This is a genomic window from Corynebacterium mycetoides, from assembly GCF_900103625.1.
Classification (GTDB): Bacteria; Actinomycetota; Actinomycetes; order Mycobacteriales; family Mycobacteriaceae; genus Corynebacterium; species Corynebacterium mycetoides.
In genome coordinates this window covers 574,132-598,958 of record NZ_LT629700.1, presented here as the reverse complement: position 1 = coordinate 598,958, position 24,827 = coordinate 574,132, and the positions used below count along the sequence as shown (strand labels likewise).

Here is a 24,827-nt window from a genome sequence, read left to right as displayed (position 1 = left end):
CGGTCTAAGGGCGGCGCCAGTGGCGCCCGGTTCGGGCGAGCATGGCGTCGGCGGATTCCGGGCCCCACGTGCCGGCGGCGTACTCGTCCGGGCGGCCGCGCGCGGCCCAGTGCTCCAGGATCGGGTCGAGGATCTCCCAGCTGCGCTCCACTTCCTCGTTGGTGGGGAAGAGGCTGGATTCATCCAGCAGCGCGTCCAGGATGAGGCGCTCGTAGGCTTCCGGCGACTCCTCGGTGAAAGCCTCGGAGTAGGAGAAGTCCATGTTCACGTCGCGGACTTCCATGGTGGAGCCCGGGACCTTGGAGCCAAAGCGCATGAGCACGCCCTCGTCCGGCTGGATGCGCAGCACGACGGCGTTCGCGGTGAGCAGGTCCGTCATCCCCTTGGCAAAGGGCTGGAAGGGCGGGCGCTTGAACACCAGCGCGATTTCGGTCACGCGACGGCCGAGGCGCTTGCCGGTGCGCAGGTAGAAGGGCACGCCCGCCCAGCGCCGCGAGTTGATCTTGAGCGTGCAGGCCGCGTACGTCTCGGTGGCGGAGTCGGGGTCGAATCCCTCCTCCTCGCGTAGGCCGATGACCTTCTCCGAGCCCTGCCACCCGGCGGTGTACTGCCCGCGGGCCGTGGTCTCGTCGAAGGGCTCGACGGGACTGGTGGCGCGGAGCACCTTGAGCTTCTCGGCGCGCAGCCGGCGCGGGGAGAAGGAGGTCGGCTCCTCCATGGCCACTAGCGCGAGGAGCTGGATGAGGTGGTTCTGGATCACGTCGCGGGCGGCGCCGATGCCGTCGTAGTAGCCCGCACGCCCGCCGAGCCCAATGTCCTCGGCCATGGTGATCTGCACGTGGTCGATGTAGTTCGCGTTCCACACCGGCTCGAACATCTGGTTGGCGAAGCGCAGCGCGAGAATGTTCTGCACTGTCTCCTTGCCCAGGTAGTGGTCGATGCGGAACACGGACCGCTCCGGGAAGACGTGGTTGACCACCTCGTTGAGCTCCCTGGCCGAGGCGAGGTCGTGCCCGAAGGGCTTCTCAATAATCACGCGGCGCCACTGGTTGTCCGCGGGCGTGGCCATGCCGCAGCGGTCGAGCTGGTGCACGACGTCGGAGAAGTACTCCGGCGGGACCGACAGGTAAAAGGCCCAGTTTCCGCCCGTGCCGCGGCTGGCGTCCATCTCGGCGAGCAGCGCGGCCAGCTTCTCAAACGCCTCGTCGTCGTCGAAGGCGCCGGTGATGAAGTGCATGCCCTCCGCCAGGCGGTTCCACACGTTTTCGTTGAACGTGGTGCGCGAGCCATTTTCGACGGCCGTGCGGACGTAGTCCTCGAAGTCCCGCTTCGACCATTCGCGGCGGCCGAACCCGACGAGGGTGAACCCGGCGGGCAGCAGGCCGCGGTTGGCGAGGTCGTAGACGGCGGGCAGCAGCTTGCGCTTGGCCAGGTCGCCGGTGACCCCGAAGATCACCATCCCTGAGGGTCCGGCGATGCGGGGCAGGCGCTTATCGTCGGGCTGTCTCAGCGGATTGACCCACACGGTGTCGTCCGTCACGGTAGTTCACCTCGAGTGATAGGTAGGCGGTAAGAGTTTCCGGATATTGTTTCAAAGTTACTAGGTTCACCGACCCGTGCGGGCGAAAACGGGGGTGCTACTTCAGGTTCTCCGTCATGGAGTCGAGCAGCTCCTGCCAGGCTTCGACGAACTTGTCCACGCCCTCGCGCTCGAGCACCGCGACGACGTCGTCGAAGTCGATGCCCACGGCCTCCAGCTTGTCAAAGGTCTCGCGCGCCTGCGCGGCGGTTCCGGTGAGCGTGTCGCCGGTGACGGCGTCGCCGTCGAGAACGGCGTCGAGAGTCGCCTCCGGCATCGTGTTCACGGTGTCCGGCCCGGCGAGCTCCGTGACGTACATCGTCGCCGGGTAGTCCGGGTTTTTCACGCCCGTCGACGCCCACAGGGGGCGCTGCATGTTCGTGCCGGCGGGGTAGCGGGACATGTCCGCGAACTCGTCGAGGAACACCTGGTAGGCCAGCCGCGCGTTGGCGATGCCGGCCTGCCCGCGCAGTGCGAGTGCCTCCTCGGTACCGATGGTCTCGAGCCTGTTGTCCACCTCGGTGTCCATGCGGGAAACGAAGAAAGACGCCACGGAGTGGATCTGGGACACGTCGTGGCCGTTGGCCTCTGCCTGGCGCACGCCCTCGCGGAACGCCGCGATGACGTTGCGGTAGCGGTCCACGGAGAAGATGAGCGTGACGTTGACGGAGATCCCGGCGGCGAGGGTGGCGGTGATCGCTGGGAGGGACTCGTCGGTGGCGGGGATCTTGATCATTACGTTGGGCCGGTCCACGAGGGCGGATAGCTCGGCGGCGTGTTCGACTGTGCGGGCCTCGTCGGCGGCGTAGCGGGGGTCAACCTCGATGGAGACGCGGCCGTCTTTGCCGCCGGTCGTCTCGAAGACGTCGGCGAACAGGTCGCAGGCGTCCTGGACGTCCTTGACGCTCATGGCGTACACGGCCGTGTCCACATCGGATCCGGCTGCCTTGAGGTCCGCGAGCTGGACGTCGTATGCGTTTCCGCCCGACATGGCCTTGGCGAAGATGGCCGGGTTGGTGGTCACGCCCTTAATGCTTTTCGACGCCTTGATCTCGTCGAGGTTGCCCGACATGATACGGTCGCGCGACAGGTCGTCGAGCCAGGTCGACGTTCCGATCTCGTAAAGCTTGTCGACGGGGGTGGGGGAAGTCATGGGTAATCCTTTGCTGTGTGCGGGTTATTTGGACTGTGCGGCGGACTGGACTGCGGAGAGGGACTCGCGGGCGGCGGCGGCGACGGCGTCGGCGGTGAACCCGAAGCGCTCGAACAGCTCGGCGCCCGGGGCGGAGGCACCGAAGTGCTCCAGCGAGACGTTGCGGCCGTAATCACCCGTGTAGCGGTGCCACGGCATGGACACGCCCGCCTCGACGGAGACGCGTGCCTTCACAGCGCGGGGCAGAACGGACTCGATGTAGTCGTCGTCCTGCTCCCGGAACCATTCCATGGACGGGACGGAGACGACGCGGGCGCCGACAGCCTCGGACTCGAGGGTGCGCGCCGCGGCGACGGCGAGCTGGACCTCCGAGCCGGTGGCCATGAGGATTACGTCTGGGGTGTCGGTGGAAGACTCGACCAGCACGTACGCCCCGCGGGCGACGCCGCCAAACGCCTTCTCCTTCGTGCCCTCGAGCACCGGGAGGTTCTGGCGGGACAGGGCGAGCGCTTTCGGCTGCTCCTTCGCCTCCAGCGCGGCCTTCCACGCGGCGGAGGTCTCATTGGCGTCCGCGGGGCGGATCACGGCGAGATCGGGGATCGCGCGCAGCGCGGCCAGGGTTTCCACGGGCTGGTGGGTCGGCCCGTCCTCGCCGAGGCCAATGGAGTCGTGGGTGAACACGTAGTACCCGTCGATGCCGGACAGAGCCGCGACGCGGATGGCGGGGTAGAGGTACTCGGAGAAAATGAGGAAGGTGCCGCCGTAGACGCGGGTGCCGCCGTGGAGGCCGATGCCGTTCATGATCGCGCCCATGGCGTGCTCGCGGATGCCGAAGTGGAGGTTGCGGCCGTAGGGCTCCGCGGTGAACATGTCGGTGGAGATGGACTCCGGGCCGAAGGAGGGCGCGCCCTTGATCAGGGTGTTGTTCGAGCCCGCCAGATCGGCCGAACCGCCCCACAGCTCCGGCAGGGCCGCGGCCGCCGCCTGGATTGCGGCCTCGGAGGCCTTGCGGGTGGCAATGCCCTTCTCGTCGGGTTCCCAGGTGGGAAGGTCCGCGTCCCAGCCCTCCGGCAGCTCGCGCGCGGTGAGCCGCTCGAGCAGGGCGGCGTTTTTGGGGTTGCGCTCGGCCCAGGCGTTGAACTTCTCCTCCCACGCGGCTCGCTTGGCGGCGGCGCGGTCGGCGAGACCGCGGGTGTGAGCGATCACGTCGGCTTCCTCGGGGAAGGCGACGTCCGGGTCGAAGCCTAGCTCCTCCTTGACCAGCCTGATCTCCTCTGCGCCGAGGGCGGCGCCGTGCGCCGCGCCGGTGTTCTGCAGGTTGGGGGCGGGGTGACCGATGACGGTCTTGACGCGGATGATCGTCGGGCGTCCGGTGTCCGCCTTGGCCTGTGCGACGGCGGCCTCGATGGCCACCACGTCCTCGCCGGAATCGACGGTCAGCGTCTGCCACCCGTAGGCGTCGTAACGCTTGAGCACATCCTCGGTGAACGCGATTCGGGTGTCGTCCTCGATGGAGATCCGGTTGTCATCCCAGAACAGGATGAGGTTGCCGAGCTTTTGGGTGCCCGCAAGCGAGGACGCCTCCGAGGTCACGCCCTCCTGCAGGCAGCCGTCGCCGGCAATGACGTAGATGAAGTGGTCGAACGGGGATTCGCCCGCAGGCGCCTCGGGGTCGAACAGGCCGCGCTCGCGGCGCGCGGCCATCGCCATGCCCACCGCCGACGCCAGCCCCTGTCCGAGGGGGCCAGTTGTGATTTCCACGTGCTTTGTGTGGTTGTACTCGGGGTGGCCCGGCGTCTTGGAGCCCCAGGTGCGCAGCGCCTTGAGGTCGTCCAGCTCGAGGCCGAAACCGCCGAGGTAAAGCTGAATGTACTGAGTCAACGAGGAGTGTCCGTTGGACAGCACGAAACGATCGCGGCCCACCCAGTGCGGATCCCGCGGGTCGACGTTCATCACACGCTGGTACAACGTGTAGGCCAGCGGCGCCAGCGACATTGCGGTGCCCGGGTGGCCAGACCCGCGCTTCTCCACGGCGTCCGCGGCGAGAACGCGCACGGTATCCACGGCCCGGGTGTCCGTCTCTGTCCAGTCGTCCGGGTAATTACGCACGGTCATGGCCTGGAGCTCGGGGGGCAGCTGGGACTGGGATGGGGACACGGGGTACCTCGCTTGATCTCATGCGGATGGATATACGGTAATTGCTCGAAAGCGCGCACCCCAGCCTAACCGTTGCGCACGGCGCGTGTCTGGATTACTCGAAGCCGCGCCGCCCCGGTAACATCGTCCGAAGGTATGATGCCCGCCGGCCGAGCGAGCGCGGAACTTTCCGCCGGCGCGCTGCGACTACTGTCATGTTGGCTCCCCACACCGGGGCGGGCCTTTGCGCTTATGAGGAGTTGTTTACTTGGAGACCATCAAGGCTTACTTCGCACTGACAAAGCCGCGGGTCATTGAGCTCCTCCTCGTCGCCGCGATCCCCGCGATGCTGCAGGCGAACCGCGGCACCGTCGACCTCTGGCTCGTCCTGGGCACGCTCGTCGGCGGCTGGATGGGTGCCGGGGCGGCGAACACGTTCAACATGGTGGCCGACTACGACATCGACCAGAAGATGGGGCGCACCCGGGCGCGCCCGCTCGTGCGCCACACGGTGACCAAGACCAGGGCCACCATCTTCGCCTGGGTGCTGCTTGTTGCCTCCGTGCTGTGGCTCGGTGTCGTGTGCAACTCCTGGCTGGCCTCACTGTTTATCCTGTTGACCAACTGGTTCTACGTGTTCGTCTACACCAAGTGGCTCAAGCGCCGCACGTGGCAAAACGTCATTTGGGGAGGTGCCGCCGGGTGCATGCCGGTGCTCGTGGGCTGGGCGGCCGTGCGCGACAACGTCCACGACGGCTCACCCGACTTCTGGTGGCAGGCCGTGGTGCTGTTCATGATCATCTTCTTCTGGACACCGCCGCACACGTGGGCCCTGGCGATGAAGTACAAGGACGACTACGCGCGGGCGAACGTGCCCATGCTGCCGGTGGTGGCCAGCGCGCAGGAGACCACCCGGCAGATCGTGATCTACTCCTGGATCACCGTCGCCACCTCGTTGGTGCTCGTCCCGGCGGCCTCCTGGATCTACCTCGCGGCGGCCGTGCTCTCGGGCGCTGCGTTCCTGGTCATGGCGACGCGCCTGCACAACGGTGTCGTCAGGGGCGAGGACGTCAAGCCCCTGAAGCTGTTCATCCTGTCGAACAACTACCTCGCCGTGCTGTTCCTCGGCCTGTCCGTCGACGCAGTCCTGGGATGGCCGACGTTGGCCGAGATCCTGCTCTAGCCCCCGCGCGTTACGCAGTACCGGAAACCCGGAGCACGACGGAGCCGGACGTCCGGCGCGCTTGGAGGTCCTCGTGGGCCACGCGGGCGTCGGCAAGCGGGAAAGGCTCGTGGACCCGCAGCCGCACGGTGCCGTCCTCGACGGCGCGGACGACCGCCTGGGCCCGCTTGCGGTATTCGTCATCCGTGGCAACGTAGGCGCCCAGCGACGGCCGGGTGACAAACAGGGAGCCGTGCTTATTCAGCTCTTGGATGGAGAAGGGTTCCACGTCGCCGGACGCGGAACCGAAGGAGCACACGAGTCCGCGGGGTCTGCACACGTCGAGGGCCTGCGCGAACGTCGCCTTGCCGACGCCGTCGTAGACCACGTCGACGCCCTTGCCGCCATTGGCGCGTTTCACCGACTCCGGGAAGTCCCCGTAGCGGAACACCGCGCTCGCACCGGCGTCGTACGCCAGCTTCTCCTTCTCATCGGTCGAGGTCACCGAGTAGACCACGGCGCCCAGGGAGGCCGCCATCTGGGTGAGGATGAGGCCGACGCCGCCCGCCCCGGCGGTGACCACCATCGTGTCGCCGGGCGCGGTGTCCCGCGTGCCGTGGAGCAGGTAGTGTGCCGTCATGCCCTGCAGGAGCATCGACGCCGCGACGGCCGGTTCAATGTTCTCGGGCACCGCCACCAGGCGGTTGCGGGCCACGCACACCTTCTCTGCGTACGAACCGGGGGCGTCGTGCCAGGCGATCAGCGTGCCCTCCGCGATCTCGGCGGCGGGGTCGTGGATGACGCGGCCGCAGCCCTCGGTGCCCGGGATATACGGCAGCTCCTGGGCGTAGGAACCGGAGCGGAAGTAGGTGTCGATGTAGTTGACACCGGCGTAGAGCACCTCGACGAGGACCTGGTCCGCGCCCGGCACGGGGTCCGGGCGGTCCGTGTAGGTGAGGACCTCGGGCCCTCCGTGCTGGGTGACGTAGATAGCCTTCATGGATGCAAGGCTACGGCATGCGGCGCCTGCCGTGGGCCCACACGAAGGCGCTGAACGCGACGACCACCGACGACATGGCGATGTGGATGGGCACCGTCCAGCGCGGCACGCCCAGGTAGAACTGGGTCACGCCGACGGCCCACTGGACCACGATCATGGCCACGAGCACGAGGGCGGTGTTGAAAGCGTCCTTGGGGGCGTTGGAGCGGCGCAGGAGGTACGTCGCGGCCAGCGTCCCGATCAGGTAGAGGTACATGCACGCGGCGTGCACGTACGCGAGCAGACGCGTGTCCATGTCGAGGCGGCCCTCCATGCCCACCCCGGCATCGCCCGAGTGCGGCCCGGAGCCGGTCACCATCGTGCCCGTGACCAGCACGAAGCATAGCGCGACGGCCGCGGCCACGACCATCGCGCGAGCCTGCGGGCTGTAGCGCTCGATCACCGGGGCGTCGTCGGGTTCGGCGATGCGCATGTAAAGCACGGCGGCGATGGCGACAAGCGCCATGGACGGCAGGAAGTGCACCGCCACGGCCCACCAGTGAAGGTCCACCAGAACGGAGATGCCGCCAAGGATCGCCTGCAGCACGACGCCGGCGATGGAGGCGACCGCTAAGTTCTTGATTAGCTGGCGCCGCCCGGCCCGGTAGACCGCCACCGTCACGGCGATCGCGGCCGCCGCCACAACGAAGGTGAGGAGGCGGTTGCCGAACTCGATGGCTTGGTGGACCAGGGGCGCGGCACCCCTGAGCGGGACGAGCGAGCCCTCGTGGCATAGCGGCCACGTGTTGCATCCGAGTCCGGACCCGGTCACGCGCACGAGCGAACCGGTGACGGTGATTCCCCCCTGGCAGAGCAGGAGGATGAGAGCGAGGGTGCGCTGCAGCTTCAGCGAGGGTGCGCGCGCAGCCTCGGCCGCGGCGGTGCTGGAGGTTGTCGTGCTCACGGTGATACCGGTACCTTCCACATCAAACTTTGGATTGACGTCAGCTTAACTCACGCACCCGCGGATCTAGCCATCGAACCGGAACCACCGGGCCGCCGCCGCGACAGCGGCCGCCGCCCATACGATCAGCGCCACCCACGCGGCCGAATCCACGGTCAAGGCGAAGGCCTGCGTCAGCGCCGCGGCCAGCGCAACCGTGGGCACGGCGTTGAACCATCCGGCCGACGTGAGGTCGCCCGAATACGTCACCCACCCAAGCACCCCCACGAGCACGAGCCACAGCAAGTTTGCCAGCCCGAGGACCGGCTCAGAGCTGAGCGTGCCGCCCATTAACAGGCCCAGCGCGGTGAAGCAGGCGACCCCGAGCAACAGGGTCACCCCGCCGAACAGGGCTCCGGGGAGCGTGACGCGCCACCCGAGGGAGAGCGCAATGGCGCCGAGCACCACGATCTGCACGGCCACCATCGCCAGCACGCCGAGGATCTTGCCCGCGATGATGGTCCAAGCGGGCACCCCGGACGCCCCGGTGCGCTTGAGCGCCCCGTAGCGCCTGTCGAAGGCCAGCGCGATCGCCTGGCCGGTAAACCCGGCGCTGCTGGCCGCGACTGCGAACACCACGGGGACGAGGTGCTCGAGGCGGGCGCCGGACGCGGAGCCGGGCAGGGGGATCTTCGCGGCCGCGACGAGAATGACCGCGGGGATGATCAGGTTGAGCAGGAGCTGCTCGCCGTGGCGCAGCATGAGGCGCGCCTCGATGCTGCCTTGGGCGAGCGCCATGCGGGTGCGCGACGCCCGCCGGGGGCGGGGGGTGAACACCCCCGGGGTGAGGTTGGCCATGTGTTTTGTCTCCTAACTGCGCAGCTCGCGGCCGGTGATGTCGAGAAACACGTCCTCCAGGGTGCGGTGGGAGACGTTGAGGTCGCGGATGAGCACGTTCTGCCGCTCGGCCGCGCCTGCGAGCGCGGCTATCACTTCCGGGGTGGCCCCGCCCGTGATCTGATAGCGCAGCGGCCTAGTCGCGTGGGCGGAGAGGGACAGCGCCGCCAAGGCGTCGTTAAGCGGGGCCAGATCGAGGTCGCGATCGGTGCCGAACGCGACGAGCGGGAAGGAGTCGTGGCTGGTCAACTCGCCGGGGGTGCCCTGGGCGACGACGGCCCCGCGGTCGATGATGACGACCTTGTCCGCCAGCGCCTCGGCCTCGTCCATGAGGTGGGTGGTTAAGATAACGGTCACACCGTCGCGCCGCATCGCGGAAATGATGTCCCACACCGCCAGCCGTGACTGCGCGTCCATGCCCGCGGTGGGCTCGTCGAGGAAGATGAGCTCGGGCCGGCCGATCATGGCGAGCGCCAGTGAGAGGCGCTGCTGCTGGCCGCCGGAGAGGCGCCGGTAGGTGGTCTTTTCCACCCCGCGCAGGCCGAGCAGGTCGATCAACCAGTCCGGGTCGAGCGGGTCCTCGTTGTAGCTGGCCGTCAGCTCCAGCATTTCGCGCACGCGGATCCCCGAATAAGAGCCCCCGCCCTGGAGCATGATGCCGATGCGCGATCGGACCTGCTCCGTCTCCCGCGCCGGATCCAGCCCGAGAACGGAGATGCTGCCGGAGGATGGGGTGATGAAACCTTCGCACATTTCGATCGTGGTGGTTTTTCCCGCGCCATTGGGCCCGAGGAGGGCGAGGATCTCCCCGCGGCGGGAGGTGAAACTCATCCCGGCCACCGCCTGGGTGCCGCGGAAGTTCTTGTACACGTCGTCGACGACGAGCGCCTCAGTCATGGCTGGCTAGTTTAGACTTCTGCGCCCGAAACGGTAGTACCACCACGTGGCCGCAGCGCAGATCACAGCGAACCATAAGGCGGCGTTGGCGTAGATGGTGAACACGGCGTCGGGCGCGAGCGCGAGCCCGCGGGGCAGGACGAGGAAGCTGAACACCGCGGAGTAGATGGCCACCGCGGCGCGGAAAAACAGGCGGTTCGCCCACGCCGCCAGGGGCAGGATGGCCCACAGCGGGTACCACGGGTGGACGACGGGGAAGAGCACGACGAGCACGAGGGTGGCCACGCCCAGGGCGCCGACCGGGTGGATCGTGCCGCGGTACGTCGCCCACAGCATGCGGACCATGAACGCGGCGGCCACGGCGATGCCAGCTCCGCGGGTGACCAGGAGCATGGCCTCGATGTGGTCGCCGAGCCCGAGCAGCATCCCGATGTTGCCGCCGATGACCGCGATGTCGGTGGTCACCGAGAGCCAGCTGCGTATCGACGCCGCCCCGCCCTGCCCCGTCACCCACCCAAGGCCGATCCCCGTCGCCGCGGTGATGGCCAGCGTCGTGGCCACCAGCAGCGCCGTTTGCGTGACGACGGCCACCGCCAGCGCCCCTGCGCGCCCGAATCTGCCGTTAAGCTCACGGGCGAGTGCCATGCCCACAAACCCCAGGGCGATAAAGCCCGTGACCTTGACTAGCCCGGCGCAGGTGATGAGAGCGCCCGACGCCGCGAGGTAGGCCGCGGCGAGCGCCGTGTCGTGCCCGAGACGGCTGATCCCGCGCAGACCCAGTTCGAGGCCGACGAGCATGAAGCCCAGCAGGATCGCCTCATTGTGGATCCCGCCGACCAGGTGCAGGATGGTCAGGGGGTTGAGCACGCCGAGCCACAGCGTGGCCGAGGGGGACACGCCGCAGCGCCGCGCCAGGGCGAGTATGCCCCAGGCTGCGGCGGCGATGCCGACGAGGGACACCAACCGGTGGGCGATCACCCCGAGCACGATGGAGTCCGACGTCGCCCACGAAATCGCCGCCGAGATCCCCAGCGCCACGGGCCCATAGGGGCTGGGAGACTGCGCCCAGATAAACGGCACGGAGCGCGCGAGGTGGTTTTCCGGCCCCAGGATCTCCACCGGCCCCGCGGCGTACGGATCGAGCCCCTGGCGCACAATCGAGCCCTGCGCGAGGTAGGAGTAGATGTCCTGCGTGAACAGCGGAGCGGTGAGGATGAGCGGGATGACCCACGCCGCGAACGTGCGCAGCAGCACCGCCTGCCCCACCCGGGCCGGCGCCCCGCCCGCCCCGACGAACGGGGCCATGAGCACCCACGCGGCCACCACCAGCCCCACGCCGATGAGGATGAGCGAGGACGAGGTTTGCAGCATCCTGGCCATCACGGCGCCCCCGGGCAAATGGACGTACGGGTTGCCCACCACCGGCAGCGCCCCGCCACCCAGGCCGCCCAGACCCATGAGCATGGTTCCGACGAGCCCGGTCCAGCGCAGCAGCGCGAAGCGGTTGGCCTCGGCTATCGACGGGCGCGTGCGGGGGCCGTCGCCAAGCGGGCGGGTCACGGATTCATGGAGCTCGGCCGAGCGAGACCCCGGCCGCCCCAGGCGGGGCAGCGTCCGGCGGAGGTCCGGTAGGAGGGTGGCCCGTGAATTCACACTCGAGGAGTCTACAAAAGGGGTGCGGCGGTGCGACACGGACACGGGGGCACACGTGCGGAATGAATTTGAACACACTAGTGTTATATAAAGGCGCACGAGAAAATCGGCGTGGTCGACAAGGCACGGAGGTGAGGATCATGGTTGAGAAAGCTCGCTCCATCGGCGGGGAAACCCGTCGCGAGGTGATGTCGCTGCTGCTCAAGCTCGGTCCCGTCACCGCCGCAGACCTCGGACACCACCTCGGACTCTCCGCCGCAGGCGTGCGACGCCACCTCGATAAATTGGAAGACGAACAACTCGCTGAAACGTGCGAACCGAACCCGGTAGCGGGGGAGGAAGCCACCCGCGGGCGACCCGCGAAACACTACCGGCTCACGCAGCAGGGCCGGGATCTCTTCGGGAGCCACTACGATACGCTCGCGACCGACGCCATCCGAGTCCTCAAGGACCTCGGCGGCGAGGAAGCCGTGCGCTCGCTCGCACGGGAGAGGATCCACACGATTCTCGACGGCGTGGGAAGCGTGGAGGACGCCGGGGGAGACGTGGAGAAAGTGGCCCACGATCTCGCGGACGCTCTCGACGAGAGTGGCTACGCCGCTACGGTGACGAGGGCGGGCACCGGCATCCAGATCTGCCAGCACCACTGTCCCGTCTCTGCCGTCGCGGCCGAGCACCCCGAAATCTGCGACGCGGAGCACGAAGCCATCTCGGCGCTCGTCGGCAGGCACGTTCAACCGCTCGCGCTGATTGCGGACGGCAACGGAATTTGCACGACAAACATTCCTCTCACAGCCGCGGCGCGCCCGGATGCGGGTACTGTCGCGGCACACGAGAAAAACACCGAAAGGAGCGGAGATCTTGACTGAGACAACTCCCGCACCCGGCCTCGAAAGGCCGATGAACGACGACGAAATTATTGAGTCCATTGGCGCCTACAACTACGGCTGGCACGACTCCGACGCTGCCGGCGCGGCTGCCCGCCGCGGCCTCAACGCAGACGTGGTCAAGGACATCTCGGGCATCAAGAACGAGCCCGAGTGGATGCTCAACCAGCGCCTCAAGGCGCTCGAGATCTTCGAGAAGAAGCCGATGCCGACCTGGGGCGCCGACCTCAGCGGAATCGACTTCGACCAGATCAAGTACTACGTCCGCTCCACCGAGCAGCAGGCGGCATCCTGGGAGGACCTGCCCGCGGACATCAAGAACACCTACGACAAGCTGGGCATCCCCGAGGCCGAGAAGCAGCGCCTCGTGGCCGGTGTCGCCGCCCAGTACGAGTCCGAGGTGGTCTACCACCAGATCCGCGAAGACCTTGAGGAAAAGGGTGTCATCTTCGTCGACACCGACACCGCCCTGCGCGAGCACGAGGATCTGTTTAAGGAGTACTTCGGGTCCGTCATCCCGGCCGGCGACAACAAGTTCTCCGCACTCAACTCCGCCGTGTGGTCCGGCGGCTCCTTCATCTACGTCCCGCCGGGGGTCCACGTAGACATCCCGCTGCAGGCCTACTTCCGCATCAACACGGAGAACATGGGCCAGTTCGAGCGCACGCTCATCATCGTCGACGAGGACGCCTACGTGCACTACGTCGAGGGCTGCACCGCGCCGATTTACAAGTCCGACTCGCTGCACTCCGCCGTGGTGGAGATCATCGTGAAGAAGGGCGGGCGCTGCCGCTACACCACCATCCAGAACTGGTCCAACAACGTCTACAACCTGGTGACCAAGCGCGCCAAGGCGGAAGAGGGCGCGACCATGGAGTGGGTCGACGGCAACATCGGCTCCAAGGTGACCATGAAGTACCCGGCCGTGTGGATGACCGGTCCGTACGCCAAGGGCGAGGTCCTCTCCGTCGCATTCGCCGGCGAAGGCCAGTTCCAGGACACCGGCGCCAAGATGACGCACATGGCACCGCACACCTCCTCGACCATCGTGTCCAAGTCGGTGGCCCGCGGCGGCGGCCGCGCCGCCTACCGCGGCCTGGTGCAGATCAACCCGAACGCGCACCACTCCGCCTCCAACGTCGAGTGCGACGCGCTGCTGGTGGACAACATTTCCCGCTCCGACACCTACCCCTACAACGACATCCGCAACGACCACGTGACCCTGGGCCACGAGGCGAAGGTGTCCAAGGTGTCCGAAGAGCAGCTCTTCTACCTCATGTCCCGCGGCATCGCCGAGGAGGAGGCCATGGCCATGATCGTGCGCGGCTTCGTCGAGCCGATCGCCAAGGAGCTGCCCATGGAGTACGCCCTCGAGCTGAACCGTCTTATTGAGCTCCAAATGGAAGGATCGGTGGGTTAAACCATGGCGGAAACCGCAGTCAAGAACGCCTCCGGCGTCAACACCAAGGGCGACATGTTCGTCTCCTACAACGTCGACGACTTCGCCATCCCGGCGGGCCGCGACGAGGACTGGCGCTTCATCTCGCTGCGCCGCATCCGCGGCCTGCACAACGGCACGTTCGCGCCGGTTGCCGACGCCCGCATCAGCGTCGAGGGGCCTTCCGAGGTCACGGTGGAGACCGTCTCGCCTGACGACGATCGCCTCAAGGCCGCCGGCGGCCCCGTCGACCGCGTCGCGGCCCAGGCCTGGACGTCCGCCACCTCCGGCACCATCGTCACAATCCCGGACAACGCGGAGCTGACCGAGCCCGTCACCATCACCGTCACCGGGGCCGGCCTCGACGTGACCACGTTTGCCACCGTGCTCGTCGAGTCGGGCGCGAACTCCGTGGCCACCGTCGTCGTGCGCTACGAGGGCTCCGGCACCCACGCCGACAACGTCAACTGGGTAATCGGGGACAACTCCCGGGTCTACGCGGTCGTCGATACGCAGTGGGAGCATGACGCGGTCCACCTCGGCGCCCAGTCGATCGTGGTCGGCCGCGACGCGACACTGCGCCACTCCGTCGCCAGCTTCGGCGGCGAGGTCACCCGCATCACGCCGCGCGTCAAGTTCTCCGCCCCCGGCGGCGACGTCGAGCTGACCGGCGTGTACTTCGCGGACGACGGACAGTACATCGAAAACCGCCTGCTTGTGGACCACAGCGTGCCCAACTGCCGCTCCAACGTGCTGTACAAGGGCGCTCTGCAGGGCGACAAGACGTCCGCCAAGCCCGACGCCCGCACCTGCTGGGTGGGTGACGTGCTCATCCGCGCCGAGGCGCAGGGCACCGACACCTACGAGACCAACCGCAACATGGTTCTCACCGACGGCGCGCGCGCCGACGCGATCCCGAACCTCGAGATCGAGACCGGCGAAATCGTCGGCGCCGGCCACGCCGCAACCGTCGGCCGTTTCGATGAGGAGCAGGTCTTCTACCTGCGCGCACGCGGCATCCCCATGGAGGAGGCCACACGACTGATCATCCGCGGCTTCTTCAACGAGGTCTTGAACAAGATCCCGGTCGAGTCCGTCCGCGACGAGCTCATCGCCCGCGTCTCCGGCGAGCTCGAGCGAGCCAGCCTCTAACCACCCTCCCCCCGACACGTAAAAGGAACCGCATGTCTACTCTCGAAATTAAGAACCTGCACGCCAACGTCCTGCCGAACGAGGAAGGCCAGGAGCCGACCCCGATTCTCAAGGGTGTCAACCTGACCATCAACTCGGGTGAGACTCACGCCATCATGGGCCCGAACGGCTCCGGCAAGTCCACGCTCGCCTACACCCTCGCCGGACACCCGAAGTACGAGGTGACCGACGGCGAGGTGCTCCTCGACGGGGAGAACATCCTCGAGATGGAAGTCGACGAGCGCGCCCGCGCCGGCCTCTTCCTGGCCATGCAGTACCCCGTCGAGGTCCCCGGCGTCTCCTCATCGAACTTCATGCGCTCCGCCGTCACCGCCGTGCGCGGCGAGTCCCCGAAGCTGCGCGAGTGGGTCCAGGAGCTCAACTCGGCGCGCGAGGCTCTGCAGATGGATGCCTCGTTCTCCGAGCGCTCCGTCAACGAGGGCTTCTCCGGCGGTGAGAAGAAGCGCCACGAAGTAATGCAGCTCGCGCTGATGAAGCCCAAGTTCGCTGTCATGGACGAGACCGACTCCGGCCTCGACGTGGACGCGCTGCGCATCGTCTCCGAGGGCATCAACCGCTACCAGGAGGAGACCAACGGCGGCGTGCTCATGATCACCCACTACAAGCGCATCCTCAACTACGTTTCCCCGGACTTCGTCCACATCTTCGCCAATGGCCAGGTCGTCCAGACCGGCGGCGCCGAGTTGGCCGACGTCCTCGAAGCAGAAGGCTACGAGAAGTTTATCTAATGTCGTACACACACCCAGACGGAACGCTCAACGTGGACGCCATCCGCGCGGAGTTTCCGATCCTGTCCCGCACCGTCCGAGAGGGCAAGCCCCTTGTCTATCTCGACTCGGGCGCGACCTCGCAGCGCCCGCAGCGCGTGTGGGACGCGGAGCGGGACTTCGTCCTGAACAGCTTCGCCCCCGTGCACCGCGGCTCCTACCAGCTCGCTGAGGAAGCTACCGACGCCTACGAAACCGCGCGCGACGCCATCGCCGCGTTCGTGGGCGCGCAGGGGCACGAAATCGCGTTCACCAAGAACGCAACCGAGGCGCTCAACGCGGTGGCCTACGTGCTTGGCGACGACCGCGCCGGCGACATGCAGGTCACCAAGGACGACACCATCGTTGTCACGGAGCTGGAGCACCACGCCAACCTCGTGCCCTGGCAGGAGCTGGCGCGGCGCACAGGCGCCACGCTGAAGTGGTACTCGATGACGCCGGACGGCCGCATCGACCTCGACTCGCTCGAGCTCGATGAGACGGTCAAGGTGGTCGCGTTCACGCACCAGTCCAACGTCACCGGCGCCCACGCGGACGTGCCCGAAATGGTGCGCCGCGCCCGGGAGGTCGGGGCGCTGACGGTGCTCGACGCCTGCCAGTCCGTGCCACACATGCCGGTGAACTTCCACGAGCTGGGCGTGGACTTCGCGGGTTTTTCCGGCCACAAGATGTGCGGGCCCTCCGGCGTCGGCGTGCTCTACGGGCGCGGCGACCTGCTGGACAAGCTCCCGCCGTTTTTAACCGGCGGCTCGATGATCGAGGTGGTGAAGATGGAGAGCTCCACCTACGCGCCCGCCCCGCAACGCTTCGAGGCGGGAACCCAGATGACCAGCCAGGTCGTCGGGCTCGGCGCTGCCGTGACTTTCCTGAGCGAGGTCGGCATGGACGCGGTCCAGCGCCACGAGCATGAGCTCACCGCCTACGCGCTCGAGCAGATGCAGCGTATAAGCGGCCTCCGGATCGCCGGTCCGCTGACCGCCGACAACCGCGGCGGGGCCATTGCGTTCACGGTCGAGGGTGTCCACCCGCACGACTTGGGCCAGGTGCTCGACGGGGAAGGTGTGTCCATCCGCACCGGCCACCACTGCGCGTGGCCGGTCCACCGCGCCCTCGACGTGCAGGCGACCGCGCGGGCCAGCTTCTACCTCTACAACACCCGCGAGGAGGTCGACGCACTCGTCGCGGCGATCACCAAGGCGAAGGAGTTCTTCGGCGCATGAACCTAGAATCTATGTACCAGGAGGTCATCCTGGACCACTACAAGAACCCGCAGCACGCGGGCCTGCGCGACCCGTTCGACGCCGAGGTGCACCACGTCAACCCGTCCTGCGGCGACGAGATCACGCTCCGCGTCGCGCTGTCCGAGGACGGGTCCACCGTGGCCGACGTGTCCTACGACGCGGCGGGTTGTTCGATCTCGCAGGCGTCGACAAGCGTGATGGCCGAGGAGATCATCGGCCTCGGAGTCGACGAGGCGATGGCCAAGCTCTCCTCGTTCGAGGAGATGGTGACCTCGCGCGGAACCGTCGAGGGGAACCCCGCCGTCATCGGCGACGGAGTCGCGTTCGCCGGCGTGTCCAAGTTCCCCGCCCGAGTCAAGTGCGCGCTGATGGGGTGGAAAGCATTCCAGGCTGCTACCTCAGACGCGCTGGAAGAAAAGGAGAAGTAAATGGCTGAATCCAATTACGGCACCGCCGAACGGCCGACGCAGACGGAGGAGCAGATCCAGCTCGCCAGCGACGCTGCCGAATACATGCACGACGTTATCGACCCGGAGCTCGGCATCAACGTGATCGACCTCGGGCTGGTCTACGACCTGTGGATCGAGCAGGACGAGGCCACCCGTGCGGTCATCAACATGACCCTGACGTCCCCGGCATGCCCGCTCACCGACGTGATCGAGGAGCAGGCGACGGCCGCAATCACGGCGAACACCCCGATTGATGAGGTCGCATTCAACTGGGTGTGGATGCCGCCGTGGGGCCCGCACATGATCACCGAGGACGGCCGCGAGCAGCTGCGAGCACTCGGCTTCGCCGTCTAGAAGCCCCGCGAGTAAGGTGTCCGGTTGTGATTGTCACCCAGGACCTCGAAGTGCGCGTCGGCGCCCGCACCTTGCTCAACGCCCCCGGGCAGCATTTGCGGGTGCAGCCGGGTGACCGCGTCGGTCTCGTCGGACGCAACGGCGCCGGCAAGACCACGACGATGCGCATCTTGGCGGGGGAGACCGAGCCCTACGGCGGGTCCGTGACAAGCTCCGGCGAGATCGGCTACCTCCCGCAGGATTCCAAGGAGGGCAACCTCGAGCAGACGGCGCGCGACAGGGTGCTCTCCGCCCGTGGCCTCGACGACATCCGCCGCAGCATGGACAAGCAGCAGGCCCTGATGGAGAGCGCGGACGCGGCGCAGCGCGACAAGGCAATCGCGAAGTACTCCCGCCTCGAGGAGCGTTTCCAAACGCTTGGAGGCTACGAAGCCGACGCCGAGGCAGCCCAGATCTGCGACAACCTGGGCCTTCCCGCCCGGATTCTGGACCAGCCGCTGAAGACGCTTTCCGGCGGCCAGCGTCGCCGCGTGGAGCTCGCGCACATTCTCTTCGCCGCCAACAACGGCGCCGGTAAGTCGACCACGACGCTGCTGCTCGATGAGCCCACCAACCACCTCGATGCCGACTCCATCGCCTGGCTGCGCGGGTTCTTGTCCAAGCACGAGGGCGGGCTCATCATGATCTCCCACGACGTCGACCTGCTCGACGACGTGTGCAACAAGGTCTGGTTCCTCGACGCCGTGCGCGCCGAGGCGGACGTGTACAACATGGGGTTTTCCAAGTACAAGGACGCGCGCGCCCTCGACGAGGCCCGCCGCCGCCGCGAGCGCGCCAACGCCGAGAAGAAGGCCTCCGCGCTGCAGAAGCAGGCCGCGAAGCTGGGAGCGAAAGCCACGAAGGCCTCGGCCGCCAAGCAGATGCTCGCCCGCGCGGAGCGCATGATGGGTTCGCTTGACGACGTCCGCGTGGCCGACAGAGTCGCCGCCATCACCTTCCCTGAGCCGGCGCCGTGCGGCAAGACCCCGCTCTACGGCAAGGGCCTGACCAAGATGTACGGATCCCTCGAGGTATTCGCCGGCGTCGACTTGGCGATTGACAAGGGCTCGCGCGTGGTTGTGCTGGGCACGAACGGCGCGGGCAAGACGACGCTGCTGAAGCTCCTCGCGGGCGTGGAGCGCACGGACGGCGAGGGAGGGCTGGTCAGCGGCCACGGCCTCAAGATCGGGTACTTCGCCCAGGAGCACGACACCATCGACGGCTCGAAGTCGGTGTGGGAGAACACCATCGAGGCCTGCCCGGACGCCGGGCAGCAGGACCTGCGCGGCCTGCTCGGCGCCTTCATGTTTTCGGGCGACAAGCTCGATCAGCCGGCCGGCACCCTCTCCGGCGGCGAGAAGACCCGCCTGGCGCTGGCAACCCTGGTCTCCTCTCGCGCGAACGTGCTGCTTCTCGACGAACCCACCAACAACCTCGACCCCCAGTCGCGCGAGCAGGTGCTCGACGCGCTGAAAACCTACACGGGCGCGGTGGTGCTCGTCACCCACGACCCGGGCGCGGTGCGGGCGCTCGAGCCCGAGCGCGTGATCATCATGCCGGAGGGCGACGAGGACCTGTGGAGCGACGCCTACATGGAGATCGTCGAACTGGCGTAGGCGCTTCTAGTTCCGGAAACCGTGCACGGGCGCCGGAATGAACCCGCCGCGGCGGATGAACGCGTCGTTGCCCACAGTGCTGACCGGGATCACCGGTGCGTAGCCCAGCAGACCGCCGAAATGCACCTCGTCGCCGGGTGCCGTGCCCGGCACGGGGATGAGCCGGGCCGCGGTGGTCTTGTGGTTCATCACGCCGATGGCCGCCTCGTCGGCGATCATCCCCGCGATGAGCTCGGCCGAGGTATCCCCCGGGATGGCGACCATGTCGAAGCCGACCGAGCAGATGGAAGTCATCGCCTCGAGCTTGTCCATCGAGATCGATCCCGCGCGCACCGCGTCGATCATGCCCTGGTCCTCGGAGACGGGGATGAAGGAGCCGGACAACCCTCCGACACGCGAGCACGCCATCATGCCGCCCTTCTTCACGGCGTCGTTGAGCAGCGCGAGCGCGGCCGTCGTCCCGTGGGTTCCCACCTGATCCAGGCCCATGTGCTCTAGGATGTGCGCCACGGAATCGCCCACCTCGGCGGTCGGAGCGAGGGAGAGGTCGACGATGCCGAAGGGCACGCCCAGCCGTTCCGATGCCAAGGTGCCCACCAGCTGTCCAGCGCGCGTGATCTTGAACGCGGCCTTCTTGATCTCTTCGGCGACCTCGTTGAGGGACGCACCCTCCAGGGAGCCGATCGCGTGATCCACGACCCCGGGACCGGACACGCCGACCGAGACGACCGTGTCGGGCTCCTCGATACCGTGGAAGGCGCCCGCCATGAAGGGGTTGTCCCCGACGGCGTTGGCGAAGACCACCAGTTTGGCGCAGGCAATCGACGACTGGGCCCTGGTCAGCTCCGCGGCCTCCTTGATAACGCGGCCCATCTGGGCGACCGCCTCCATGTTGATGCCGGCCCGCGACGTGGCGACGTTGACCGAGCCGCAGACGTTGGAGGTGGTGGACAAAGCCTCCGGTATGGAGGTGATCAGCCGGCGGTCCGACTCGGTGGCGCCCTTTTCCACGAGCGCGGAGTACCCGCCGACGAAGTTGACCCCGAGTGCAGCGGCGGCGCGGTCGAGGGCGACGGCGATGTCGGCCGGGTTGCCGCCGACACCCGCGGCCACGAGCGAGATGGGGGAGACGGAGATGCGCTTGTTCACGATGGGGATGCCGAGCTCGCGCTCGATGCCTTCGCACACCTCAACGAGACGAGCGGCACGCGTGGTCACCCGGTCGTAGACCGCCTGCGCGGTGGCGGCCATCGTGGGGCGCGTGCAGCCGATCAACGAGATGCCCATGGTCACTGTGCGGATATCCAGGCGGTAATCCTCGATCATCTGGATCACGTCGAGGATGCGCGCGGCTTTGAAATCGAAGTCGGTGGCCATAGCTTAGATCTCGTTCATCGCCGTGAACAGGTTCTCGGACTGAATCCGCACCACCACGCCGAGCTCATTGCCGGCGGCGGAGAGCTGCTGCGACAGCTCGCCCATGTTCACGCCGCCCTCGGGCAGCGCCACGCGCATGATCATGGTGAAGAAGTTGTCCATGAGCGTCTGGGAGACGTCGACAATGTTCAGGCCGCGCTCGGCCGCGGCACCGGCGACGCCAGCGATGATTCCGACCCGGTCTTTCCCGGTGGTGGTAATGATTGCGTGCATGGTGCCTAAGTCTAAGGGTGCGCGCAGTAGGAGACGAACCTGCGCAGCAACTCGTTGGCCCACCGCACGTCAACGCTGGGCAGGGAAGCCACGATGGTGTCGTACTCGGTCAGCGGGAAGTAGCCGTAGTCGTAGAAGAAGTCCATCCGCGTCTTCATCGCCGCGGCGTCCATCTCCGCGTGGAACTGCGTCGCCCACACGTGGTCGCCGTAGCGGACCATCTGCACCGGCGCGGTGGGCCCGGTGGCGAGGACCGTGAGCTCGGGCGGGATGATCTCCGGGTTCTCGGTGTGCCCGGTCAACGCCGCGAAGGTGGGCGGGAAGCCGCGCAGGAGGGGGTCGTCGCCGGCGGCGTCGGCAAGCATGACGGCAGTCTTCCCTGAGGCCTCCGGCGCTGAGTGACCGACCGTGCCCCCGAGCTCCGCCACCAGCCAGCTGATGCCGAAGCACACGAAGAACACCGGCACGCGCCCGCGGATTAGCGAGGCGAGCTCCGCGTGGACGTGCTCCTGCCACGGCGAGTATTCGGGCGCCGTGACGTTCAGTGAGCTGCCGCCCACGATGACCCCCGCGTACCCCTCGACCGGGCCAATCGCGTCGGAGTCTCCCGCGAGCACCCGCGTATCGACGTCCTCCCGACGCATCCCCGTCGCAGCCAGAACATCGTTGAACTCGGCTTCCGCCACCGCGGGCCCGAGCTCACCAGTGCGGAGAGAGATGAAGAGGATGCGGGACATACAGCGAGTCTATACCGCTTAGTCTAGGACCCGAAAAGGGGCCTCCCAGCGGTTGCCGGAAGACCCCTCCTGGGCGGTCGAGCTACAAAGCGCTAGCTCTTGACCATCTGGCGCAGCACGTACTGCAGGATGCCGCCGTGGCGGTAGTACTCGGCCTCACCAGGTGTATCCACGCGGACCTTGGCGTCGAACTCGACGGTCTCGCCGGAATCCTTCGTGGCCACGACGTGCACGGTCTCCGGGATGGTGTCGCCGTCGTTGAAGGCGGTGACCCCGGTGATATCGAAGGTTTCGGTGCCGTCGAGGCCGAGGGTCTCGTGGGACTCGCCCTCCGGGAACTGCAGCGGCAGCACGCCCATGCCGATGAGGTTCGAGCGGTGGATGCGCTCGAAGGACTCGGTGATGACGGCCTTCACGCCGAGCAGGTTGGTGCCCTTCGCGGCCCAGTCACGGGACGAGCCGGTGCCGTACTCCTTGCCCGCGAGGACGACGAGCGGGATGCCGGCGGCCTCGTAGTTCTGGGCGGCGTCGTAGATGAACGCCTGCGGCGCGCCCTCCTGGGTGAAGTCGCGGGTGTAACCGCCGGCTTCCTCCACCAGCTGGTTGCGCAGGCGGATGTTGGCGAAGGTGCCGCGCACCATGACCTCGTGGTTGCCGCGGCGAGAGCCGAAGGAGTTGTAGTCCTGGCGCTGGACGCCGTGCTCGTCGAGGTAGTTCGCGGCCGGTGTGCCCGGCTTGATGGAGGAGGCAGGGGAGATGTGGTCGGTGGTGACCGAGTCGCCCAGCTTCGCCAGAACGCGCGCTCCGGAGATGTCCTGGACTGCCTCCGGCTCCGTCGGCATGCCGTCGAAGTACGGCGCCTTGCGGATGTAGGTGGAGTCCTCGTTCCACTCGAAGGTCTTGCCCTGCGGGATGTCGAGGCCCTGCCACTGGGCGTCGCCCTTGAACACGTCGGCGTAGTCGGCCTCGTACATCTCGCGGGAGATGGTCGCGGCGATCGTCTGCTCGATCTCCTCCGGGGACGGCCAGACGTCCTTGAGGAAGACGTCGTTGCCCTCGGCGTCCTGGCCGAGCGCCTGGGTCTCGAAGTCGAAGTCCATGGTGCCGGCGATGGAGTAGGCGATGACGAGCAGCGGGGACGCGAGGTAGTTCATCTTCACGTCGGGGGAGATGCGGCCCTCGAAGTTGCGGTTGCCGGACAGGACGGCGGTCGCGGTGAGGTCGAACTCGTTGATGGCGTCGGAGACCTCGTTGGGCAGCGGGCCGGAGTTGCCGATGCAGGAGGCGCAGCCGAAGCCGGTGAGGTAGAAGCCGACGGCCTCCAGATCCTTCCACAGGTCAGCGCGGTTGTAGTAGCCGTCGACGACCTGGGAGCCCGGAGCCATGATGGTCTTGACCCACGGCTTGGCCCGAAGTCCCTTCTCGGCCGCCTTACGGGCCAGCAGGCCTGCGCCGACCATGACGGACGGGTTGGAGGTGTTGGTGCACGACGTGATGGCGGCGATGGCGACCATGCCGTGGTCGACGGTGTACTCGCCGCCCTGAGGGGACTCGACTATGACCGGCTTGGAGGCGCGGCCCTCGGCGCCCACGGCGGCGGACTCGCCGTTGCCCGGCCACGACTCGTTGTAGGAGACGGACGCGACCTTCTCGGCGCGCACCGGCTCGAAGGTCTCGTTGCCGGCGTCGTTGTAGTCCGGCAGCTGAGCGCGGAAGGTCTGCTTGGACTCGGACAGCAGGATGCGGTCCTGCGGGCGCTTCGGGCCAGCGATGGACGGAACCACGGTGGATAGGTCGAGCTCGAGGTACTCCGAGTATTCGGCCTCCGGGGCGTCCTGCTCGAGCCACATGCCCTGGGCCTTGGCGTAAGCCTCGACGCGCTCGATGGTCTCCTTGTCGCGACCGGTGAGCTCGAGGTAGTTGATGGTCTCCTCGTCGATCGGGAAGATCGCGCAGGTGGAACCGAACTCCGGCGACATGTTGCCGATGGTCGCGCGGTTGGCCAGCGGGATCTGGCGCACGCCGTTGCCGTAGAACTCGACGAACTTCTGCACCACGCCGTGCTCGCGCAGCATCTCGGTGATGGTGAGCACGACGTCGGTGGCGGTCACGCCGACCGGGATCTCGCCGGTGAGCTTGAAGCCCACGACGCGCGGGATGAGCATGGAGACGGGCTGGCCGAGCATCGCTGCCTCAGCCTCGATGCCGCCGACGCCCCAGCCGAGGATGCCGAGGCCGTTTTCCATGGTGGTGTGGGAGTCGGTGCCGATGCAGGTGTCCGGGTAGGCAACACCCTCGTTGTCGAAGACGACGCGGGAGAGGTACTCGATGTTGACCTGGTGGACGATGCCGGTTCCCGGGGGAACAACGCGGAAGTTGGAGAAGTTCTCCGCACCCCAGCGGAGGAACTGGTAGCGCTCCTCGTTGCGCTGGTACTCGATCTCGACGTTCTTGTCCAGGGCATCGGAGGTGCCGAAAGCCTCAATGATGACGGAGTGGTCAATCACCATCTCGGCCGGGTTCAGGGGGTTGACCTGGTCCGGGTTTCCGCCGAGGGTGGACACGGCCTCACGCATGGTGGCGAGGTCGACCACACAGGGGACGCCGGTGAAGTCCTGCATCAGTACGCGGGCGGGGGTGAACTGGATCTCGATGGACGGCTCTGCGGCCGGCTCCCAGTTTGCGATTGCCTTGATGTGCTCCTCGGTGACGTTCTTGCCGTCCTCGGTGCGCAGGAGGTTCTCACCGAGAACCTTCAGGGAGTAGGGAAGCTTCTCCATGCCTTCAACGGCGTCGAGCGCGTAGTAGTCGTACGACTTGCTACCCACCTCGAGCGTGCGCTTGGCATTGAAGGAGTTCTTGCTTTCAGCCACAGTGAGCTCCATTTCTCTTTGTAAACCGGTCTGGGGCGAGACTGCCCCATTGGGTGGTCAGTGCCCATCCTATAAGGAACGGACGACCGTACGGCGGTGATTCTAACGCACCGTCCAGTGCGCTTTCGCACTTATCGACGCTTCGACCCAGCGTGTCCGGCGCAA

General features: G+C 67.2%; 21 protein-coding genes. 9 read left to right on the top strand and 12 right to left on the bottom strand.

Going from position 1 to position 24,827, the window contains the following annotated elements; genetic code table 11:
* Positions 1–4 precede the first annotated feature (4 nt).
* The 3 genes from zwf to tkt all read right to left on the bottom strand — a co-directional run bounded on the left by zwf (position 5) and on the right by tkt (position 4,847).
* Positions 5–1,540: a glucose-6-phosphate dehydrogenase gene (gene zwf / locus BLS40_RS02920; RefSeq protein ID WP_092148522.1), complete on the bottom strand. Its 1,536-nt coding sequence runs from the start codon at positions 1,538–1,540 to the stop codon at positions 5–7.
* 97 nt (positions 1,541–1,637) lie between these two features.
* On the bottom strand, positions 1,638–2,732 hold the full coding sequence (tal, locus tag BLS40_RS02915; RefSeq protein ID WP_092148519.1) for a transaldolase: 1,095 nt from the start codon (positions 2,730–2,732) through the stop codon (positions 1,638–1,640).
* A gap of 24 nt (positions 2,733–2,756) precedes the next feature.
* Positions 2,757–4,847 carry a transketolase gene (gene tkt, locus BLS40_RS02910; RefSeq protein ID WP_092152096.1) on the bottom strand — a complete coding sequence of 697 codons (2,091 nt, stop codon included), beginning with the start codon at positions 4,845–4,847 and terminating at the stop codon, positions 2,757–2,759.
* 289 nt (positions 4,848–5,136) lie between these two features.
* Between tkt and BLS40_RS02905 the strand changes: the two genes are divergently transcribed.
* Positions 5,137–6,051, top strand: a complete 915-nt coding sequence (locus BLS40_RS02905) for a heme o synthase (RefSeq protein ID WP_092148516.1) — start codon at positions 5,137–5,139, stop codon at positions 6,049–6,051.
* 10 nt (positions 6,052–6,061) lie between these two features.
* On the opposite strand, the gene BLS40_RS02900 is transcribed toward BLS40_RS02905, so the two are convergent.
* The 5 genes from BLS40_RS02900 to mptB form a co-directional block, all read right to left on the bottom strand.
* On the bottom strand, positions 6,062–7,030 hold the full coding sequence (locus tag BLS40_RS02900) for a quinone oxidoreductase family protein (RefSeq protein WP_092148513.1): 969 nt from the start codon (positions 7,028–7,030) through the stop codon (positions 6,062–6,064).
* A gap of 10 nt (positions 7,031–7,040) precedes the next feature.
* Positions 7,041–7,973, bottom strand: a complete 933-nt coding sequence (locus BLS40_RS02895) for a COX15/CtaA family protein (protein ID WP_172807990.1) — start codon at positions 7,971–7,973, stop codon at positions 7,041–7,043.
* A 66-nt stretch (positions 7,974–8,039) separates the two neighbouring features.
* Positions 8,040–8,810, bottom strand: a complete 771-nt coding sequence (locus tag BLS40_RS02890) for an ABC transporter permease (protein ID WP_092148510.1) — start codon at positions 8,808–8,810, stop codon at positions 8,040–8,042.
* Positions 8,811–8,822: 12 nt separating this feature from the next.
* Positions 8,823–9,746, bottom strand: coding sequence for an ABC transporter ATP-binding protein (locus BLS40_RS02885; protein ID WP_092148506.1), 924 nt, complete (start codon positions 9,744–9,746; stop codon positions 8,823–8,825).
* A 6-nt stretch (positions 9,747–9,752) separates the two neighbouring features.
* Positions 9,753–11,399 (bottom strand): polyprenol phosphomannose-dependent alpha 1,6 mannosyltransferase MptB, encoded by a 1,647-nt coding sequence (gene mptB / locus BLS40_RS02880; RefSeq protein ID WP_092152092.1) that lies wholly within the window; start codon positions 11,397–11,399, stop codon positions 9,753–9,755.
* Positions 11,400–11,539: 140 nt separating this feature from the next.
* Here mptB and BLS40_RS02875 point away from each other — a divergent pair, with 140 nt between their 5' ends.
* Genes BLS40_RS02875 through BLS40_RS02840 form a run of 8 tightly spaced genes read left to right on the top strand, consistent with a single transcriptional unit; the run spans position 11,540 to position 19,402 of the window.
* Positions 11,540–12,268 (top strand): helix-turn-helix transcriptional regulator, encoded by a 729-nt coding sequence (locus BLS40_RS02875; RefSeq protein WP_092152090.1) that lies wholly within the window; start codon positions 11,540–11,542, stop codon positions 12,266–12,268.
* A 31-nt stretch (positions 12,269–12,299) separates the two neighbouring features.
* Positions 12,300–13,706: a Fe-S cluster assembly protein SufB gene (gene sufB, locus BLS40_RS02870; RefSeq protein WP_092148503.1), complete on the top strand. Its 1,407-nt coding sequence runs from the start codon at positions 12,300–12,302 to the stop codon at positions 13,704–13,706.
* A gap of 3 nt (positions 13,707–13,709) precedes the next feature.
* Positions 13,710–14,876: a Fe-S cluster assembly protein SufD gene (sufD, locus tag BLS40_RS02865; protein WP_092148500.1), complete on the top strand. Its 1,167-nt coding sequence runs from the start codon at positions 13,710–13,712 to the stop codon at positions 14,874–14,876.
* A 32-nt stretch (positions 14,877–14,908) separates the two neighbouring features.
* Entirely contained in the window at positions 14,909–15,664 is a 756-nt protein-coding gene (sufC, locus tag BLS40_RS02860; RefSeq protein ID WP_092148497.1) for a Fe-S cluster assembly ATPase SufC, read from the top strand.
* Positions 15,664–16,923: a cysteine desulfurase gene (locus BLS40_RS02855; protein WP_092148494.1), complete on the top strand. Its 1,260-nt coding sequence runs from the start codon at positions 15,664–15,666 to the stop codon at positions 16,921–16,923. Before sufC ends, BLS40_RS02855 begins: the two co-directional genes overlap by 1 nt.
* Complete coding sequence (gene sufU, locus BLS40_RS02850) at positions 16,920–17,372, top strand: Fe-S cluster assembly sulfur transfer protein SufU (protein ID WP_092148491.1); 453 nt, start codon at positions 16,920–16,922, stop codon at positions 17,370–17,372. The genes BLS40_RS02855 and sufU overlap by 4 nt, the downstream gene beginning before the upstream one ends.
* Complete coding sequence (locus tag BLS40_RS02845) at positions 17,373–17,747, top strand: metal-sulfur cluster assembly factor (protein ID WP_092148488.1); 375 nt, start codon at positions 17,373–17,375, stop codon at positions 17,745–17,747.
* A 26-nt stretch (positions 17,748–17,773) separates the two neighbouring features.
* Positions 17,774–19,402, top strand: a complete 1,629-nt coding sequence (locus BLS40_RS02840) for an ABC-F family ATP-binding cassette domain-containing protein (protein ID WP_092148485.1) — start codon at positions 17,774–17,776, stop codon at positions 19,400–19,402.
* A gap of 6 nt (positions 19,403–19,408) precedes the next feature.
* Here BLS40_RS02840 and BLS40_RS02835 read toward each other — a convergent pair whose 3' ends face one another.
* The 4 genes from BLS40_RS02835 to acnA form a co-directional block, all read right to left on the bottom strand.
* Positions 19,409–20,779 (bottom strand): PFL family protein, encoded by a 1,371-nt coding sequence (locus BLS40_RS02835; RefSeq protein WP_092148482.1) that lies wholly within the window; start codon positions 20,777–20,779, stop codon positions 19,409–19,411.
* A gap of 3 nt (positions 20,780–20,782) precedes the next feature.
* Positions 20,783–21,052: an ACT domain-containing protein gene (locus BLS40_RS02830; RefSeq protein ID WP_092148479.1), complete on the bottom strand. Its 270-nt coding sequence runs from the start codon at positions 21,050–21,052 to the stop codon at positions 20,783–20,785.
* Between the two features lie 11 nt (positions 21,053–21,063).
* Positions 21,064–21,789: a glutamine amidotransferase-related protein gene (locus tag BLS40_RS02825; RefSeq protein ID WP_092148476.1), complete on the bottom strand. Its 726-nt coding sequence runs from the start codon at positions 21,787–21,789 to the stop codon at positions 21,064–21,066.
* 92 nt (positions 21,790–21,881) lie between these two features.
* Positions 21,882–24,662, bottom strand: a complete 2,781-nt coding sequence (gene acnA / locus BLS40_RS02820) for an aconitate hydratase AcnA (RefSeq protein WP_231908497.1) — start codon at positions 24,660–24,662, stop codon at positions 21,882–21,884.
* Between the last annotated feature and the right edge of the window lie 165 nt (positions 24,663–24,827).

Coding starts and splice junctions, on each gene's coding strand:
- BLS40_RS02890 (WP_092148510.1), bottom strand. CDS start 8,810: ATGGCCAACCTCACCCCGGGGGTGTTCACCCCCCGCCCCCGGCGGGCG.
- sufU (WP_092148491.1), top strand. CDS start 16,920: ATGAACCTAGAATCTATGTACCAGGAGGTCATCCTGGACCACTACAAG.
- BLS40_RS02830 (WP_092148479.1), bottom strand. CDS start 21,052: ATGCACGCAATCATTACCACCACCGGGAAAGACCGGGTCGGAATCATC.
- BLS40_RS02885 (WP_092148506.1), bottom strand. CDS start 9,746: ATGACTGAGGCGCTCGTCGTCGACGACGTGTACAAGAACTTCCGCGGC.
- sufB (WP_092148503.1), top strand. CDS start 12,300: ATGAACGACGACGAAATTATTGAGTCCATTGGCGCCTACAACTACGGC.
- BLS40_RS02900 (WP_092148513.1), bottom strand. CDS start 7,030: ATGAAGGCTATCTACGTCACCCAGCACGGAGGGCCCGAGGTCCTCACC.
- BLS40_RS02825 (WP_092148476.1), bottom strand. CDS start 21,789: ATGTCCCGCATCCTCTTCATCTCTCTCCGCACTGGTGAGCTCGGGCCC.
- tkt (WP_092152096.1), bottom strand. CDS start 4,847: ATGACCGTGCGTAATTACCCGGACGACTGGACAGAGACGGACACCCGG.
- BLS40_RS02845 (WP_092148488.1), top strand. CDS start 17,373: ATGGCTGAATCCAATTACGGCACCGCCGAACGGCCGACGCAGACGGAG.
- BLS40_RS02835 (WP_092148482.1), bottom strand. CDS start 20,779: ATGGCCACCGACTTCGATTTCAAAGCCGCGCGCATCCTCGACGTGATC.
- sufD (WP_092148500.1), top strand. CDS start 13,710: ATGGCGGAAACCGCAGTCAAGAACGCCTCCGGCGTCAACACCAAGGGC.
- BLS40_RS02855 (WP_092148494.1), top strand. CDS start 15,664: ATGTCGTACACACACCCAGACGGAACGCTCAACGTGGACGCCATCCGC.
- tal (WP_092148519.1), bottom strand. CDS start 2,732: ATGACTTCCCCCACCCCCGTCGACAAGCTTTACGAGATCGGAACGTCG.
- sufC (WP_092148497.1), top strand. CDS start 14,909: ATGTCTACTCTCGAAATTAAGAACCTGCACGCCAACGTCCTGCCGAAC.
- BLS40_RS02875 (WP_092152090.1), top strand. CDS start 11,540: ATGGTTGAGAAAGCTCGCTCCATCGGCGGGGAAACCCGTCGCGAGGTG.